This window comes from Thermococcus sp. 21S9, from assembly GCF_012027635.1.
Classification (GTDB): Archaea; Methanobacteriota_B; Thermococci; order Thermococcales; family Thermococcaceae; genus Thermococcus.
In genome coordinates, this window is record NZ_SNUS01000001.1 from 468,824 (window position 1) to 485,691 (window position 16,868).

14 protein-coding genes, 1 tRNA gene and 2 rRNA genes are annotated in these 16,868 nt (G+C 58.2%); 6 read left to right on the forward strand and 11 right to left on the reverse strand.

Annotation, left to right across the window (positions count from 1 at the left end; genetic code table 11):
* Positions 1-27: 27 nt before the first annotated feature.
* Positions 28-714 carry a class I SAM-dependent methyltransferase gene (locus tag E3E28_RS02715; protein WP_167913929.1) on the forward strand — a complete coding sequence of 229 codons (687 nt, stop codon included), beginning with the start codon at positions 28-30 and terminating at the stop codon, positions 712-714.
* 1 nt (position 715) lies between these two features.
* Here E3E28_RS02715 and lysS read toward each other — a convergent pair whose 3' ends face one another.
* Positions 716-2,293: a lysine--tRNA ligase gene (gene lysS / locus E3E28_RS02720; protein WP_167915146.1), complete on the reverse strand. Its 1,578-nt coding sequence runs from the start codon at positions 2,291-2,293 to the stop codon at positions 716-718.
* 126 nt (positions 2,294-2,419) lie between these two features.
* Between lysS and E3E28_RS02725 the strand changes: the two genes are divergently transcribed.
* The gene (locus E3E28_RS02725) at positions 2,420-3,289 is read left to right on the forward strand and encodes a PhoI (RefSeq protein ID WP_167913930.1); all 870 of its coding nucleotides are present in this window, start codon (positions 2,420-2,422) and stop codon (positions 3,287-3,289) included.
* Between the two features lie 40 nt (positions 3,290-3,329).
* Entirely contained in the window at positions 3,330-3,938 is a 609-nt protein-coding gene (locus tag E3E28_RS02730; protein WP_167915147.1) for a hypothetical protein, read from the forward strand.
* On the opposite strand, the gene E3E28_RS02735 is transcribed toward E3E28_RS02730, so the two are convergent.
* From E3E28_RS02735 to E3E28_RS02770, 8 genes are all read right to left on the reverse strand, one after another.
* On the reverse strand, positions 3,932-4,498 hold the full coding sequence (locus E3E28_RS02735) for a DUF366 family protein (protein ID WP_167913931.1): 567 nt from the start codon (positions 4,496-4,498) through the stop codon (positions 3,932-3,934). The two genes, E3E28_RS02730 and E3E28_RS02735, sit on opposite strands and share 7 nt — an antisense overlap.
* A 4-nt stretch (positions 4,499-4,502) precedes the next feature.
* Positions 4,503-4,979 (reverse strand): magnesium-dependent phosphatase-1, encoded by a 477-nt coding sequence (locus tag E3E28_RS02740; RefSeq protein ID WP_167913932.1) that lies wholly within the window; start codon positions 4,977-4,979, stop codon positions 4,503-4,505.
* Positions 4,980-5,099: 120 nt separating this feature from the next.
* Positions 5,100-8,128: ribosomal RNA gene (locus tag E3E28_RS02745) — 23S ribosomal RNA — on the reverse strand.
* 107 nt (positions 8,129-8,235) lie between these two features.
* Positions 8,236-8,312 (reverse strand) — tRNA-Ala (locus E3E28_RS02750).
* 52 nt (positions 8,313-8,364) lie between these two features.
* A 16S ribosomal RNA gene (locus E3E28_RS02755) occupies positions 8,365-9,852 on the reverse strand.
* Together the 16S and 23S rRNA genes with 1 tRNA gene alongside form the textbook arrangement of a ribosomal RNA operon.
* A gap of 382 nt (positions 9,853-10,234) precedes the next feature.
* Positions 10,235-11,074, reverse strand: coding sequence for a ribose-phosphate diphosphokinase (locus E3E28_RS02760; protein WP_167915148.1), 840 nt, complete (start codon positions 11,072-11,074; stop codon positions 10,235-10,237).
* A 55-nt stretch (positions 11,075-11,129) separates the two neighbouring features.
* Entirely contained in the window at positions 11,130-11,837 is a 708-nt protein-coding gene (locus E3E28_RS02765; protein ID WP_042690986.1) for a DUF1614 domain-containing protein, read from the reverse strand.
* Positions 11,830-12,198, reverse strand: a complete 369-nt coding sequence (locus E3E28_RS02770; RefSeq protein ID WP_167729581.1) for an ASCH domain-containing protein — start codon at positions 12,196-12,198, stop codon at positions 11,830-11,832. The genes E3E28_RS02765 and E3E28_RS02770 overlap by 8 nt, the downstream gene beginning before the upstream one ends.
* Before the next feature lie 88 nt (positions 12,199-12,286).
* Here E3E28_RS02770 and E3E28_RS02775 point away from each other — a divergent pair, with 88 nt between their 5' ends.
* The gene (locus E3E28_RS02775) at positions 12,287-12,922 is read left to right on the forward strand and encodes an MBL fold metallo-hydrolase (RefSeq protein ID WP_167913933.1); all 636 of its coding nucleotides are present in this window, start codon (positions 12,287-12,289) and stop codon (positions 12,920-12,922) included.
* A gap of 9 nt (positions 12,923-12,931) precedes the next feature.
* Positions 12,932-13,597: a DNA repair and recombination protein RadB gene (radB, locus tag E3E28_RS02780; protein ID WP_167913934.1), complete on the forward strand. Its 666-nt coding sequence runs from the start codon at positions 12,932-12,934 to the stop codon at positions 13,595-13,597.
* A gap of 78 nt (positions 13,598-13,675) precedes the next feature.
* Here radB and E3E28_RS02785 read toward each other — a convergent pair whose 3' ends face one another.
* Both E3E28_RS02785 and E3E28_RS02790 read right to left on the reverse strand, forming a co-directional pair.
* Positions 13,676-15,091 carry a DUF402 domain-containing protein gene (locus E3E28_RS02785; protein WP_167915149.1) on the reverse strand — a complete coding sequence of 472 codons (1,416 nt, stop codon included), beginning with the start codon at positions 15,089-15,091 and terminating at the stop codon, positions 13,676-13,678.
* A complete protein-coding gene (locus E3E28_RS02790; protein WP_167913935.1) occupies positions 15,063-15,794 on the reverse strand; it encodes a hypothetical protein in 732 nt (243 codons plus the stop codon). The genes E3E28_RS02785 and E3E28_RS02790 overlap by 29 nt, the downstream gene beginning before the upstream one ends.
* 126 nt (positions 15,795-15,920) lie before the next feature.
* Here E3E28_RS02790 and moaA point away from each other — a divergent pair, with 126 nt between their 5' ends.
* Positions 15,921-16,847: a GTP 3',8-cyclase MoaA gene (moaA, locus tag E3E28_RS02795; protein WP_167913936.1), complete on the forward strand. Its 927-nt coding sequence runs from the start codon at positions 15,921-15,923 to the stop codon at positions 16,845-16,847.
* Positions 16,848-16,868 lie beyond the last annotated feature (21 nt).

Genomic DNA, 16,868 nt, shown 5'->3' on the forward strand with positions numbered 1-16,868 from the left:
TTTAAGGACCCGCGAGGACTCAAAAACATGACGTTCGAGGAGTACTACTCGGCCTTCAAAGCCTACAGCGACATCTATTCCGACGAGTACAGGAAGAGGATTGAGAACCTTGAACCGCTCCTGATGAAGTTCATGAAGGAAAAGGGGAAAGTACTCGACCTCGGCTGTGGGGCGGGTGGCTTCTCATTCCTGCTCGAGGATTTGGGCTTCACCGTCGTTGGCGTTGACAACAGCGACTACATGCTCTCCCTCGCGAGGGGTTTTGCCAAGGAGAAGGGCTCGAGGGTGGAGTTTGTAAAGGCAGACGCAAGGGAGTTACCCTTCGAAGACAGCACCTTTGACTACGTTCTCTTCATCGACAACCTCGTTCACTTTGAACCCCTCGACCTCGGAAAGGCCTTCCGCGAGATGGCGAGGGTTCTGAATCCGGGAGGAAAGCTAATCCTCCAGTTCACCGACCTGAGGGCGCTCCTTCCTGTTCTCATGAACGGGCAGGTAATCGGCGCTGAATACTGGATTAGCAAGGTCTTGCCGGATAAGGACGAGAAAACCGTCCTGATAGAGTTCCAGAGCGAGGAGAAGTCCTTCAGGGTTCGCTTCAACGTCTGGGGAAAGACGGCAGTGGAACTACTCGCGAAGCTATACTTCCGGAAGGTCGGGGAAGAAAAGATAAACGAGCACACATACCTTCAGGTTTACACACCGAAAAAATGAATCAGGCCTCTAAGCGAAGCCTTTTGACCACGAACTCCTTGTCGAGGGAAGCCAAGAACGGTGCAAGCCTCGGCCCACGGTCCTTTCCTATGAATAGGTTGTAGAGTGCCTTAAACCACTCCCTGCTCGGGATTCCGTGCTTCTTGGCAACGTCGAAGATTGCGTTGTTGAGCTCATCCACCGTGAATGCGTTGCTCTCAATCCAGTCCGCCAGCTCTCTCATCGCCTCCCTGATTTCTGGCCTGAGTTCGAGCCCGGGGAGCTCTTCGAGGAGGCTGAACTTGACGTTCTCAGGAGCGTACTTCTCGACCCAGTTCCTGGCGAGCCTGATGCGGAGTCTTATCCTCTCGAGGTCCTCTTCGCTCAGGTTCTCGGGAACGTGACCCTGCTCCTGGAGAACCCTGATTATTCCCTCCTCGTCAAGGTGGGGCATCTGGACGAGCGTGACCAAAAACCTGAAGGGTGCCTGGGCGATGAGCCTCTCTGGAACCTTCGGCATCGAGAGCTCGTAGGTTCTCTTCAGTTCCTCTTCTTCCTCAGGGTTCTTTGCGTGCTCAAGGCCGAAGTAAATCCTCTCAACCTTGTCGAACTCGTCGTAGAGGTTGAGCAGACCGAGGCCGAGGTCTATCTTGAGTTCCTTGTTCGGTCTGGCTTTGGCGTAGATGAAGCGGATTATTCCCGGCTCGAGCACCTCGTAGAGGTCTGAAAGCAGGATAACGTTGCCCTTTGAGCCACTCATCTTGCCCTTCTGTCCCTTGATTCCGACGAACTCGTACATGAGCGTCATCGGCGCCTTCCAGCCGAAGACCTTCTCGGAAATCTCCTTCCCTGTGTCGTAGGAGCTTCCGGCGGCGAGGTGGTCTTTGCCTGCAGGCTCGAAGTCCACCCTGAAGTGAGCCCAGCGCATCGGCCAGTCGACGCGCCAGCGGAGCTTCACGTTGCCCTCCCTTATGTCGGTTTCACCCTCGCTTCCGCAGTGCTCACAGAGGTATTTAACCTTCCACCCGCCGTCCCACGAGACGAACTTTGCCTCACGCCTGCACTTCGGACAGTAGACCATAACCGGTTGCCAGTCGTCCTCAAGGGGCGGTTGCTTGGCCCTCTCGCGGTACTTGTCGAGAATCGCTTTGATTTCGTCGCGCTTTTCGAGGGCGAGTCTTATCTCGTCGGCGTACTCGCCGGACTTGTAGAGCTTGCTCGCGTAGAGGAAGTCGGCCTCGATGCCGAGCTTTCTCACTTCCTCCTCGAACTTCTCCATAAAGTGCTCCGCGTAGCTGTTGTGACAGCCCCACGGGTCGGGAACTTCCCTGACCGGCTTCGTGAGGTGCTCCCTCCACTCCTGCGGGACGTTCTTGGGGACCTTCCTAAACCTGTCGTAGTCGTCCCACATGTGGATGTGCCTGACCTTCTTTCCCCTGTCCCTCAGGGCGTGGCCCACTATGTAGGCCGTAAAGAACTCCCTAAAGTTGCCTATGTGAACGTAACCGCTCGGCGTGATTCCGCTCTCGACCACGTACTCTTCCTTGTCACCCCTTTCACGGATTATCTTTTCGGCCATGTAGTCAGCCCAGTGAACCATTCTTACCACCGCGCTTAGCTCCTCGAAAGGGCTTTTAAGGTTAGCCTCCAGTTGAACAACTTTCAGAAAGAAACATTTATAAGTACAAAAAGTAAAAACTACCGAACAATGTAAAAGGTGAACGCCATGGAGTTTGAACTAATGAGAATGAACGTATTCTTCCCGGCGTCGCTGGAGATTCAGGAGGAGCTTCTCAAGGCAGGCTTTAAGGTGCCCTACGACAAGGAAACAGGGAAGAAAACTCCGGTTCCGGTGGTTTCAAGCTCAATGGAAGGACGAAAGCTGAGACGGGGAAGACTGCTGAAGGCCAAGGATGTTGAAATGAAAGATAAGTTCGCGGTGATTCCCGAGGAGAGGGCCCTCATCGAGTTCGAGGTTACAGAGAAGGGCTTCCTAGTGATAAGACCGAAACCCATCGAATACCACCTGGAGGAGCTTGGCTTTCTCTCGGTTCCGCCGAGACTCTGGAGAACGTGGGCGAGCTTCTCACTGCCGTTCTCAGCTTACGATACGCTACTCTCAGAGCTGGAAGAGTTTAGAGGAGAGAACCGGGGCTTTTATACCGCTTCAAAGGGTTCAAGAGGCAGAATTGAGGTCTATGCCTACAAGGGGAGGACGAGGAAGGACCTCGGAATTCCTGTTTTCGGCTACTCCATTGGACTCCACGGCCTAACCCTGGCGGAGGGGTATCTGGAGGAAAAGGCCGAAGAAAACGGCGTCCCTGAGGGGAGGCTCCGCTACCTCAAGCTTGGTCTGAGGAAGAGGAAGGAAACCAAGGCCGGCCTCAGGGTCGGAATAGTCTGGGAGAACGGAAAGCCGGTCGAGGTTACCCTCAAGCTCTCGACGACTGAACCGAGGGTCAGAATTCAGGGCCTCTACGGCGAGCTGGTTGGGAAGTCGAGGGGAGAACTGACGAGAACGGACGACTGGTACATCGTGGTTCACGCTTCCGACTTCATCACTGCCCTTGAAACCGTTGGAAGGACGTTCGGATAAAGTTATTAGCCCCAACCCCCTTTCATTTTTGGTGGAATGGATGTTCGAGTGGTTGCCCTACGCGGGTTTAGCGGCCCTGCTCATACTGCTTGCAATCGGCTTCACGAGGAAGTTAGGCGAGGAATGGGCGTGGATAAACAGAAAGATAATTCACTTCAGCATCGTTCCAGCGGTTCTGATGTTCTACCACGGAAAAATTCCCGCGGATGTTTTCAGTGCTTCTGCTTTCGCCTTTGCCCTGTTCCAGCTGTGGCCACACATCAAAAAGCGGGAGTTCTCGTGGTACCAGATAGAGCACAACTACGGGGAGGTCTTCTTCGCGTTTTCAGCATCGGTAATACCTATTGTTTTGCCGAGGGAATACGCGACTGCCCTTTTGCTCGCGATGGCAATCAGCGATGGGGTAACCGGAGTGGTAAGGCACTACTACTTCAGACGGCACGGCTTCAACGTGAAGCTCAAGAAGCACTGGACTGGGAGCGTGGCATACTTAGCAACGGCCGTTGTAATAGCACTCATTTACCTCGACGCGGATACAATAAGAAAAGTGATGTGGGCAGTGATACTGGCCTTAGCGGAGTACCAGCCCTGGCTTGACGATAACTTGGCCGTTCCGCTGGTGGGAAGTTTGCTGTTCCTTCTCTACTGAGCCCACCTGACCTTCAGGCTGTCCTTCTTCACCTTTTTGAACTCCTCAACGAGGGCCCTTCCGGTTCTCTCCATGAACTCCTCAACGTCGGTGATGCCAACTTCCTTGAGGCCTATTGCATTCACACCCTCAGGAATCCCTTTCGCCTCGACATTTATCCCGATGTGGATTTTGACGCTAACAGGCGAAACTGTTGCTATCGAGATGCTTAGTTTCTTTCCGTCAACGTAGATGTCGTCGCCCTTTCTCTCGGTCTTCACGCCGTATTCAGCCAAAACCTCACAGAGCTTGGCTATGAAGAGCTTCTGGAGCGTCGAGGCGAAGAGAGTGTTGACCAAATCAAAGACCTCGATGATGTAGTGCACCATGTCATCACTCTTGATTTCCTTGCTCGCGCGAAGGTCCTCTATGTCAATCATCTCTTCGACCTTGACGTCGCACTTTCCGCGAAAGACGACGAGCGAGTTTCCGAGGATTCCGAAGTTCCTATAGGCCCAGTGGCTTCCTATCGCGGAACCGTCGTAGTCTATGCGTTTGTCTTTAATGACGAGCAACTCCATCCTATCACCCCAACTTTTGAAGGAGTTGTTTAAGCTCCTCAAAACTCTTTACGTCCACCCACATGTGGATGAAATCCACACCTGGAACGGCCATTTTGACACCATCGATGTGAATCACTCGGTCGTCAACGTAGATAACGTCATCGATGTCGTAGCCGATGGAGCGGAGCTCCTCGATGGTTCTCCGAATCATATCACCCTTGTCAGGATGGCCCTCGATTTTCGGAAAGATAACGTAGTCCCATAGACCAAAGCCCTCGAGAATCGGCCTTACCCTCTCCTCAATGTTCCAGCTCGCAATGCTTAGAATGAACCTTTCGCTCGCCCATTCGATGAACTCACGAACGCCTGGAAAGAGGCAGAGTTTCTGGCCGAGGGAATCTGTTAAACAATCGCCGTTGAACTCGTAAGGCGGAACCAAAGCAGAAGCGTCCTCATGGTCCCAGAGGGTGCCGTCCAAATCAAGAACGAGCAGTCTCATCGGAATCACCGGGAGAAGGTATCACAGAGAATTTTAATTTTTGCGGATAGGATCTCACAGAAGAGTTGAGTTAAGTCATGATGAGGGCCGTGCATAGGCGAGCTGGTCTCTCAGACGCCCCGCCCGGGGCACTCGGGCTGTTGGGAGCGGCAGACTGAACGGGTCGGTTTCCCTTCCCGCTTACATCCCCGCCCCATCAAACGGGTCTTCTTCCCGAGCCCTCGTCCTGGGCAACGGACCGGTCGCCCAGGCCCAAACGCCCAGGAATGGCCGCCTATTTTCGGGGACCGCTTCGGCCTTAGATGCTTTCAGGCCTTATCGGACGCGGCGTAGCTGCCCGGCTATGCCCTGTAGGACAACCGGTAGACCAGAGGCCGCGGCTCCCTGTTCCTCTCGTACTGGGGGAGCCTTCCCCTCAGGCGGCCAGCACCCCCGGTAGATAGCATCCGACCTGTCTCACGACGGTCTAAACCCAGCTCACGTTCCCCTTTAATGGGTGAACACCCCCACCCTTGGCCCCTGCTGCAGGGCCAGGATGGGAAGAGCCGACAGCGAGGTAGCAAGCCTCGGGGTCGATATGGGCTCTCGCCCGAGACGACTCTGTTATCCCCAGGGTAGCTTTTCTGTCATCCCTGGCCCCCACCGGGGAGGCACAGGGGTTCGCTAGGCCACGCTTTCGCGGCTGGACCCGCCTCTGTTACGGGTCCAGTCAGGCCGGCTTTTGCCCTTGCACTCTACGGCGGATTCCTGACCCGCCTGAGCCGACCTTAGGGCACCCTCGATACCTTTTCGAGGGTGTGCCGCCCCAGCCAAACTGCCCACCTACCGCTGTCCCCCCTTCCGGGGGTTAGCCGTACGGCAGAGGGTGGGCGGTGTCTCATGGACGGCTCCACCCGCCCCGGAGGGCGGGCTTCGACGCCTCCCGCCTACGCTGCGCACCCCCCGCCGTACGGCAACGGCAGGCTGCAGTAAAGCTCCATGGGGTCTTCGCTTCCCACCGGGGGTCCCAGGCATATGCGCCTGGCAGAGGTTTCGCCGGGCCCCAGCCGGGGACAGTGGGGACCTCGTTACGCCATTCATGCAGGTCGGCATTTAACCGACAAGGAATTTCGCTACCTTAAGAGGGTTATAGTTACCCCCGCCGTTTACCGGTGCTTCACCCGGTTGTACCCGGGCTTCACATACCGGCACTGGGCAGGCGTCGGCCCCAGTACAAACCCTTTCGGGCTAGCTGGGACCTGTGTTTTTACTAAACAGTCGGGCCCCCCTAGTCACTGCGACCTGCGGGTTACGCACCCGCAGGCACCCCTTCTCCCGAAGTTACGGGGCCAATTTGCCGAGTTCCCTCGGCTGGGTTTCCCCCGACACGCCTTAGGCTTCTCACCCAGGGGCACCAGTGTCGGTTCTCGGTACGGTCGCGGTGGATCGTTCCCGAGGGGCTTTTCACGGGCCCCAGGGATCGGCGGAACCCCCCTTACGGGGGGCCATTCGCGCTTTCATCCGGTTCTCGCCATTACGGCACTCCCCGGACTTATACGCTTAGCCGGCCTTGTGGGCCGGTCCGCCTACCCCGAGGCGTCACCCCTCGGGCTTGCGTTGCCGCGCCTACCACCGCGGTACGGGAATATAAACCCGTTTCCCTTTCCCCGACGCCGAGTTACGGGTCGGGTTAGGACCGACTAACCCACGGCTGACGAACATTGCCGTGGAACCCTGGCCCCTACGGCGGCCGGGATTCTCACCCGGCTATGCTGCTACTCCCGGCAGGATCCGCAATACCGACGGGTCCACCGGACCTTACGGCCCGGCTTCCACCCCATCGGCACGCCCGCCTACCCGATCACGGACCAATCGGTCCGTGCGCCGGGGTCTCGGCGGCCGGCTTGAGCCCCGTCCATTTTCGGGGCCCCTGACCTCGACGGGTGAGCTGTTACGCACTCTTTAAAGGATGGCTGCTTCTAAGCCTACCTCCCCGCTGTCTAAGGCCAGGGACACCCTTTGGAGTAACACTTAGCCGGCACTTTGGGGCCTTAACCCCGGTCTGGGTTGTTCCCCTCTCGGGTGACGGCTTACACCGCCCCCCTACTCCGGCCATCTACGGCGGCGGTGGGTTCGGAGTTTGACAGGGGGCCGGGGGATTTCTCCCCCTAAACCCCCAATCAGTGCTCTACCCCACCGCCTACCTCCGGCCGGGCTATCCTGGGGGATAATTCGGCGGGAACCAGCTATCGCCGGCCTCGATTGGCCTTTCACCCCTAGCCCGGGGTCACGGGAGCGAATTGCACGTCAGCACCCCTATCGGGCCTCCATCCCTCTGTTGAGGGACTTCACCCTGCCCCGGGCTAGATCGACCGGCTTCGGGTCTCACCCGAGCGACTCCGGGCGCTTTCACACCCCGTCCCTCGCCCTTACGGGCTGCGGACCTGTCGGTTTCCCTGCGGCTTCGGGGCTGACCCCCTTAACCTCGCCGCTCGGGTGAACTCCCTGCCCCGTGATCCAAGACGGACGGTGCAACCCCGGTCACCTCCCCTCGTACTCCACGGTCGCCCGTGTTTCCTTCGGGGAGGGTCAACCCTTTCGGGCCGCACCCTCCTATCGCCGCCTGGTTTCAGGCTCTTTTCACCCCCCGCCAGGGGTGCTTTTCAGCTTTCCCTCACGGTACTAGTTCGCTATCGGTCTCGGGACGTATTTAGGGTTGGGAGCCGATGCCTCCCAGCTTCCCGCCGGATATCCGACCGACGGTACTCAGGGACACCCCAGGAGCTCGGGGGCTTACGCCTACGGGGCTTTCACCCTCTACGGCGCCGCGTTCCAGCGGACTTCGGCTTCGCCCCCAGGGCTCCTTCGGGGGCCCTACAACACCACATCCCCCGAACCTTTCGGCCCGGGGTTCAGTTTGCCCTGTGCCGCTTTCGGTCGCCCCTACTCACGGCATCGCTTTTGCTTTCTTTTCCTGCGGGTACTAAGATGTTTCAATTCCCCGCGTTCCCCCTCCCGACTGGGAGTGCGGCAAAGCCGCGGGAGGTCCCATTCGGGCATCCCCGGTTCGACGGCTGCCTGCGCCTCGCCGGGGCTTATCGCAGCTTGCCACGCCCTTCGTCGGCGCCCCGAGCCGAGCCATCCACCAGGCGGCTTAGTTGCCACCGGGCGGGGCGTTTTCTGGACCAGCTCGCCTATGCACGGCCCTCATCGTGACCCCTGTTCGGGGTCTCAGGCCCTTCCACCCCGAGCCGAGCTCGGGATGTGCACCTCTTCGTGGTGGACCGGCCGGGATTCGAACCCGGGGCCTCCGGCTTGCAAAGCCGGCGCTCTCCCAGGCTGAGCTACCGGCCCACGTTGGCAGGCCCGGCACCCCTTAAACCCCCCCGGACGGGTTTCCGGCGATAGGAGGTGATCGAGCCGTAGGTTCCCCTACGGCTACCTTGTTACGACTTCTCCCCCCTCACGGAGCCCAGGCTCGACCCGGCCTCCCCGAAGGGAGACCAGGCCTCACCCGGACCCCGCTCGGGTGGAGTGACGGGCGGTGTGTGCAAGGAGCAGGGACGTATTCGCCGCGCGATGATGACACGCGGGTACTAGGGATTCCAGCTTCACGCGGGCGAGTTGCAGCCCGCGATCCGAACTGAGGGCGGGTTTAGGGGATTCCCTTCCCCTTTCGGGGTCGGTTCCCATTGTCCCGCCCATTGTAGCGCGCGTGTAGCCCGGGGGTTTCGGGGCATACTGACCTACCGTCGCCCGCTCCTTCCTCCGGCTTATCGCCGGCGGTCCCCCCAGAGTGCCTCCTCCCCAGCGGGGAGGACTGGCAACTGGGGGCGCGGGTCTCGCTCGTTACCACACTTAAGTGGACGCCTCACGGTACGAGCTGACGGCGGCCATGCACCTCCTCTCGGCGCGTCCGGCAAGACCTTCAGCCTGGCCTTCATCCTGCCGTCGCCCCCGGTGAGGTTCCCGGCGTTGAATCCAATTAAACCGCACGCTCCACCCCTTGTAGTGCTCCCCCGCCAATTCCTTTAAGTTTCAGCCTTGCGGCCGTACTCCCCAGGCGGCGGGCTTAACGGCTTCCCTCCGGCACCGGGCGAGCTCGAAGCTCGCCCGACACCTAGCCCGCATCCTTTACAGCCAGGACTACCCGGGTATCTAATCCGGTTCGCTCCCCTGGCCTTCGTCCCTCACCGTCGGACCCGTTCCAGCCGGGCGCCTTCGCCACTGGCGGTCCCCCTGGGATTATAGGATTTCACCCCTACCCCAGGGGTACCCCCGGCCTCTCCCGGTCCCAAGGCCCGCAGTATCCCCAGCAAGCCCCACGGTTGAGCCGTGGGATTTCGCCAGGGACTTACGGGCCCGGCTACGGACGCTTTAGGCCCAATAATAGCGGCCACCACTTGGGCCGCCGGTATTACCGCGGCGGCTGCCACCGGCCTTGCCCAGCCCTTATTCCCGGAGCTTTTTACACTCCGGAAAAGCCGTGGCTGTGCCACGGCACTGGGGGTCCCCCCGTCGCGGTTGCCCGCATTGCGGAGGTTTCGCGCCTGCTGCGCCCCGTAGGGCCTGGACCCGTGTCTCAGTGTCCATCTCCGGGCTCCCACTCTCATGGCCCGTACCGATCTTCGGCTTGGTGGGCCGTTACCCCACCAACTACCTAATCGGCCGCCGGCCCATCCTCGGGCGGGCAGAGCCCCTTTCGGCCTGGGGACCTTCCAGTACCCCAGGCCTATGGGGGATTAGCCCCAGTTTCCCGGGGTTATCCCCCTCCCGAGGGTAGGTTACCGACGTGTTACTGAGCCGTCCGCCGGTGCGCGCAGAGCGCGCCCCATGACTCGCATGGCTTAGTCGGACCCCCATAGCAGTGGCCTCCGGCAGGATCAACCGGAATTGAGCAAGGAGTACGGCCGGTGGAACTCCCCTCAAATGGGGGAGTACCGATTCCCGTCCGGGGGTTTGGTCGGGGTGCCGGGCCTGCCTTACCCCCGAGGGGTCCGCCTTTCGGCGTTTCCTCGGGAGCGCACCTGGTGTGACCCGGACTGGAGGGCGGGGTTCATCGTTGGGTGCTTTGCACCCGTTCCCCCCGACGCCGCCGTCTTGGCGTCCGGGTCTTCGTCGCCCCCTGTTCGGGGGCTCCACCCAATAGGGACGAACCCCCACAGTGAAAAATTTTTGCAAAACCCACCAGCGGTGAGATTTTTGAAAAAGAACCCGTCAAAAAGGAGAACAAAAATGCACAAAAATAGACATGAAAATGTTAAAAATTTTTGCAATCAAAGGCGGAGTATTTCCGGCACAATGCTTATCTTCGAGACGGGAGTGGGTATCGTGTTCGTGACGGCGAGCTCATCAACAGCCTTACTAACCCTCTCGATGGCACCCTCCGCAAAGACGCCGTGGGTGACCCCAACGAATATTTTCCCCGCACCGAGCTTCCTCAGAATCTCGGACGCCTTGACCATGGTCCCCCCGGTGCTTATGATGTCATCAACTATCAGAACGTTCTTGCCCCTGACATCTATATCAACCGGCCTCATCTCAACCTCAGTTGGGGAAACCCGCTTCTTCTCGAAGTGGCTGTATTCAAGACCAAGCTCTTGGGCGACTGCCCTAGCTCTCTCATGGGCGCCTTTATCGGGGGCGAGAACTATACCGTCGCCGAGCTTCTCGCGGAAGTAGTCCGCTATGACCCTCGCAGGGGAGACATTGACGCCTTTACCCGGGAAGTACTTCAGCGTCTCGGGGTTGTGGAGGTCGAAGATGTAGAGTTCATCGTAGTAGATGCCAAGGGCTTTCATTATCGCTCTCACGCTTACCGGCTCACCCTCCTTCGTGACCCTGTCCTGCCTGCTGTAGGCGAAGTAGGGAACTACAGCGCGGAGTTTCTTGAAGCCCCTCTCCCTGAGCGCGTCCCCGATGAGAAGCAACTCAACGATTTTCTCGTCCTGAGGTGCGAAGGTAGAGCTGACGACCGTTGCCTCGTTGCCGGAACCGAGAACCCGAACGTACTTCTCCCCATCGGGGAACTTCCTCAGCTCGACCTCGATGATTTCTCCCCCGAGTTCCCTGAGCTCCCCCTCAAGGTGCTTCCCACCGCTCCCGATAACGAACATGAGCGCCACCTCCTTTGACGGTTTCCTGTTGAATTACCGCCTTATAAACCCACCGTCATACCAAGAGAACGGCAATAACCCCCGCGAGGAAGATTCCATCGAAGGTTCCGGCGCCACCTATGCTGACCATCGGCGCCCCGAGGCGCTTGATTTTCTCCCAGTTCATGAGGTCGGCCCCTATGAGAACCCCAAGCGTTCCGCTGACGTAGGCAACCAGCGTCGGGTTCCCGTCCCCGAGGAGCCAGCCAAGGAGAACCGCTATGAGCGGGGGAAAGAGTGTCGGCATCGCGATTCCAAGACCACGAACCGGTCTCGCAACGGCGTTGCTGAGGAGCGAGGCGATGAAAACCGCGAGGAGGGTGTTGAGAAGGAGGCCGTACTCACCGAGGTGGACGAGGCGGAAGAGCTCGTAGAGAACTATGCTCAGAGGGACCAGGGCACCGCCGACGTTGACCGCTATGACAGTCTTCCGCTCCTCCCAGTCGAAGTAGGGCATCGGGTAGAGAATCCCGAAGAAGCCGACTTCCCTAACCCTAATCACGGGCTCGTAGGTTACCTCCTCCGCTATGGGTATGTTTATGAAGCTCCCGACGAGCGCGAAGACGAAGAGTGTAACGGCCACACCAGGAGGAAGGCCGAGCCTGTCGAAGGCCATGAGAACCGCACCGGAGAAGAAAACGAAGACGAGGACGAAGGCAACCGCTATGAGAATCAGAAACGGCCAGTTGAGGGGAGGAAACAGGAAACGCCGGACCTTATTCATCTTTAACCACCACGTTGGCCCATATCTGGACCCCTTTGGCCATCTCCACCTCCTTGGGGCGGTCGAACTTCTCGGCGTTCCTGAGCACCCACGCGTAGAGTGGCTTCCCGTTGGAGTACTCGCGCAGGAAAGAAACGCTCGCGCGGTGCTTGTCCTCGTGCTCGGCTAACTCCTCCGGCGTGAACGGCCCGAGAACGTCGACGAGCTCCGCCTTCCCGATGGCCTTCCCGTTGCTGATTATCAGAATCTCCCCTCTGATTTTCGTTCTCGTCTTCCGAATCTCCCACACCTTCTTGCCCTCGACGATTAGGCTCGCGTAGGGTTCCCTCACGATGAGGCCCTTTTTCTTCTCCATCGCCATCGCCCTTAGTAGGTTTCGAGCTTAATAAAACCAACGCTGGGAAAACTTTAAGTCCGCTTTATCGAAGGCACTTGAGGAGGTCGAACCGATGAAGGTCATCTGGTACGGTCACGCATGCTTCTGGATTGAGACGAACGGGGTGAAGATACTGATAGACCCCTACCCGGAGGTTGACGACGACCGAATTGGCGAGGTTGACTACATCCTGATAACCCACGAGCACACGGACCACTACGGAAAGGTCGAGCTCCTCTCGAGGCTCCGCGACGCCACGGTAATAGGCCCCAAGCAGGTCTACCTGATGGCGGTGGCAGATGGCGTTACGAAGGTCAGGGAAATCGAGGCGGGACAGACGATAGAACTCGAAAACGGCGTGAAGGTTACGGCCATCTACGTCGAGCACCCGTCGAGCCAGTACCCGCTCGGCTACCTGATAGAGGGCGACAAGAGGCTCCTCCATCCCGGAGACACCTACGCCGGTCCAGTGTTCCAGAGGCTTCGCGGTAAGGTGGACATCCTGCTCGTCCCGATAAGCGGTCGCTCAACCGCGAACGCGAGGGAAGCAACTCAGATAGTCGAGGACGTGAGACCGAGGGTTGTAATCCCGATGCACTACGGCGTTTACAACGACGCCGACCCGTCGAAGCTGGCCGAGGAGCTCAGGAAGAGACGTATCTGGACGCTCGTCAAAGAACCCCAGCTCTACGAGGAGATGTCCTTCTGAGGGAAAGGCATGCTCTCAACAGGCTCGCGGAAGCTCGACGAACTGCTCGGGGGAGGCTTCGCCCCGGGCGTGCTCACCCAGATTTACGGCCCCTACGCGACCGGGAAGACGACATTAGCGGTCCAAACCGGAATTCTGAGCGGTAAGAAGGTCGCCTACGTGGACACGGAGGGGGGTTTTTCTCCCGAACGACTGAAGCAGATGGCAGAGGCGAGGAACCTCGACCCAGAGGAAGCTTTGTCGCGCTTCATCCTCTTCACTCCCGCTGATTTCAAGGAGCAGAGGAGGATTATAGGCTCGCTCAAGAAGGTCGTTGATGACTCGTTCTCGCTCGTAGTGGTGGATTCCATAACCGCCCATTACAGGGCCGAGGAGAACAGGATGGGCCTCCTAACTGACCTTAGCAGACAACTGCAGGTCCTCCTCTGGATTGCAAGGAAGCAGAACATTCCGGTTCTTGTCATCAACCAGGTGCACTACGACAGCAGGCTCGAAAGGACGAGGCCGGTGGCGGAACAAACCCTCGGCTACCGCTGTAAGGACATACTCCGGCTCGACAAGCTTCCGAAGCCGGGCTTAAGGCTGGCCATTCTCGAAAGGCACCGCTTCCGCCCCGAGGGGACGATGGTCTACTTTAGGATTACAGAGAAGGGAATAGAGGACGTGGGCGAGTGAGATATTACCGATTTGGTATATTACTGAAGCCGTAATATCAATAAAAGCACATAGGATAAACAAGAAAGAAAGCGCGCTTCAAATCCTCTCGTAGACCTCCTGCGTAATCCTCAGCACGGCCTTGTAGAGCTTCTCGCTTATTACCCCTTCCTCGTAGTGCTCAGCCAGCTTTTCCTTGTCGATTATCTCCTTCGTTCCGTCGGGCCACCTGACGATGTCAACCTCAAGGTCAACGTAGCGCGCTCCATCGGGGTAAATCTCCACCGGCGTGTTGATGTTGTAGTACTCGCCCTTCAGGTTGCCGTTCTTGTCGTAATACCTGTGCACGAACCACCACTTGCCGGCCTCGATTTCAGTTATCGCGTAGTCGCCGAACTCTATCGGAAGGTCGAGGCCGTCGTAGAACTTGCCTGGCTTGAGGTGCCTCTTTATCGTGACCTTGAGCGGGTTGTGGCTGACCTCCAGAACTTCACCGGGCCCAATCCTTATCCTCTGGCCGTCGGGCTTGACGTGGTCGAGGCTGAAGAGCCAGCCCCTCCTCGGCCCCTTGTTCTCTATCAGAGCCTCCCAGAAGCCCTGGTTCACCTTCATCCTCTGGCCGGGAACCTTGGCGAGGATTCCCTCCGCTATCTCAACCGCGAAGCCGAGCTCCGGGTCCTTTGCCTTGAGCTGGTGGTGGCCCTCAACCGTCGGGACGACCTTGTTCCTTATCTCGTCGAGCTTCTTCTTTGCCCCTCCACCGAACTCGACCTCGTAGATGTTCCTGCCCTCGATGATGAGAGACGGCGCGAAGTAGGTGTCAGCCTTGGCTAACCTGTCAGCGAGCTTTGAAAGCCTGACTATCTCGTCCCTCAGGGTGTTCCAGTCCTTGTAGGCCGCAGCAGTTCTCCAGAGGATTCCCCACTCGCCGAGGTCTATGCTCAGGCCGAGGATTCTGAGCCTCTCGCGCTCCTGGTTGTCCCGTATCTTCCTTGAAATCTTCACGTGCCTCTGCGCTCCTATCGGCTTGGGAATCAAGACGGCGTAGTCGCCGGGAATCGTGAGGGTAGTGCTGAGGTGTGGCAGGAGGTTGTGCTTCTTCACCTGAACGAGAACTTCATCCCCTTCGTTCGCCCCCGGGAGCTCGTTCTTGGGAAGTGTTCCTATCGCGCTCCCGAGGTCAACGTAAACGTACCTGTCATCAACCTTAACAACGAGACCCTTGTAGATGCCGTAAAGCTGGTAGGAGAGCCTCCTGAAGAACACGTCGATGAGCTCGTCTTCGAGAACGGCTTTGGCCTCTTCAACGGCGTTTCCAACGAGAACGACGCCGTGCCTGTCCTTCTTGTCGTAGATGTCAACGTCGAACTCGTCGTAGGTCTTCTCAAGGCCGAAGCGCTCGACTATTTTGTTGCTCGGCTGGCTTATGCCGAAGCCCCTGTCGAGGAAGAGCTTCGTTAGGGCCGTTGAGTAGATGCCCCGAATCCTAACCGTAAGCCCTGTGTCTGTAGACACCTTCACCACCCCTCATCTTCTTCTCCACCACTCCAATGAGCGCCAATCCTTCAAGGATTTCCTCAGCGTCTCTCACTCCGCTGAGCTTCTCCACGTTTCTCGCCTCAACCCAGAGCAGGCCCTTGGAGTGCCACTCGAGCAGGGCCCTCTCGACGCGGTGAACGTCGGAAGGATGAGCGTAGAGCCTGTAGACGAAGCGAACGAGTGAGTCAAGCCTTTCCTCAAGATACCTCGTTCTGTGGATTTCCTCCAGTATGCCAACGGGAACCTTTTTGTGGTTTTCGCCCAGGAAGGCCAGCCCCTCAACCTCGGCCGAGAGCTCGCCTATAGCCTTCCTGACGGCGTAGTCGTAGAGCCTGTGGAACTGAACCAGCCTGTCGAAGGAAGCCTTCAGCCTCGCCCTGGAGTTGAAGTCGTCACCGCGGAGGAGCGAGAGGACCTCCTCAATGCGGAACTTCATCTGGTGCTCGTTCTTGTAGAGCTCCTTCGAGAGCTCCTCCAGCCTTCCACCGAACTTCGCCAGCTCACGGTAGAGCGACGAGGCCCTCTCAAGCTTCTCGGCCGAGAGCTCGTGCAGTGACCTGAGAACCGCCTCAAGTTCCTCAACGCTCTTCTCACCGTAGAGCTCGGAGAACCTTGATTCAAAACGGGAGTGAAGCTTCTCAAGCTCCCCGAGAAGTGACCTGAGCTCGTCAACGTCCATACCCGAAACCCCCTAAGGTAGGACTTGGCCGTAGGCCTACTTTTACTTTTCGATTGGCGGAGTTAAACGAAACCGCTTACCCGAAAGCCTTTTTTAAAAGCTCGTGTATCGGGTTAAGGTGTTGCCATGACCCTCTACGACCGCTTCGGAAGACCAGTGACGAACCTCAGGATTTCGCTCACGCAGGAGTGCAACTTCCGCTGTTTCTTCTGCCACCGCGAGGGCCAGCGGTTTTTGGCCAAAAACGAGATGACGCCGGAGGAGATAGAAAGGCTCGTTAGAATAGCATCGCGCCTCGGAATAAGGAAGGTCAAGCTCACGGGCGGTGAGCCAACCGTTCGGGAGGACATTATTGAAATCGTCCGGAGGATTAAGCCCTACGTTAGAGACCTGAGCATGACGACCAACGGGAGCAGGCTTAAGGAGCTCGCAGAACCGCTCGCGAAGGCCGGCCTTGATAGGGTGAACGTCTCGCTCCACAGCCTCAAGCCGGAGGTCTACAAAAAAATCACGGGCGTTGACATGCTCGAAACCGTTCTTGAAGGCATCGAGGAGGCGGTAAAGTATCTCTCCCCGGTCAAGCTCAACATGACGGTAATGAAGGGCCTCAACGATGGTGAAATCTGGGACATGATAGACTTCTCGGCAAAGACTGGCGCGATACTCCAGCTCATAGAGCTCGAAGCGCCGAGGGAGATGACGGAGACGGCCTTTTTCAGGAAGTACTTCTACCCCCTCAGGCCGGTGGAGAGGGAGCTCGAAAAGAGAGCCGTCGAAATCCGCGAGAGGAGGATGCACAGAAGGAAGAAGTACTTCATCCCGACGGACTACGGAATAGCCGAGGTTGAAGTGGTACGGGCGATGCACAACACGGTTTTCTGCGCCAACTGCACTCGGCTGAGGGTCACCTCGAACGGGAAGTTCAAGACCTGCCTGCTGAGGAACGACGATTTGATAGACTTTTTGACGGCCATGAGAAACGGCGCGAGCGACGCGGAACTCGTCGATATTTTCAGGAAAGCCGTGTTAAAACGCGAGCCCTACTGGCGGTAGAAAGGTTTTTGTGGATTAGCG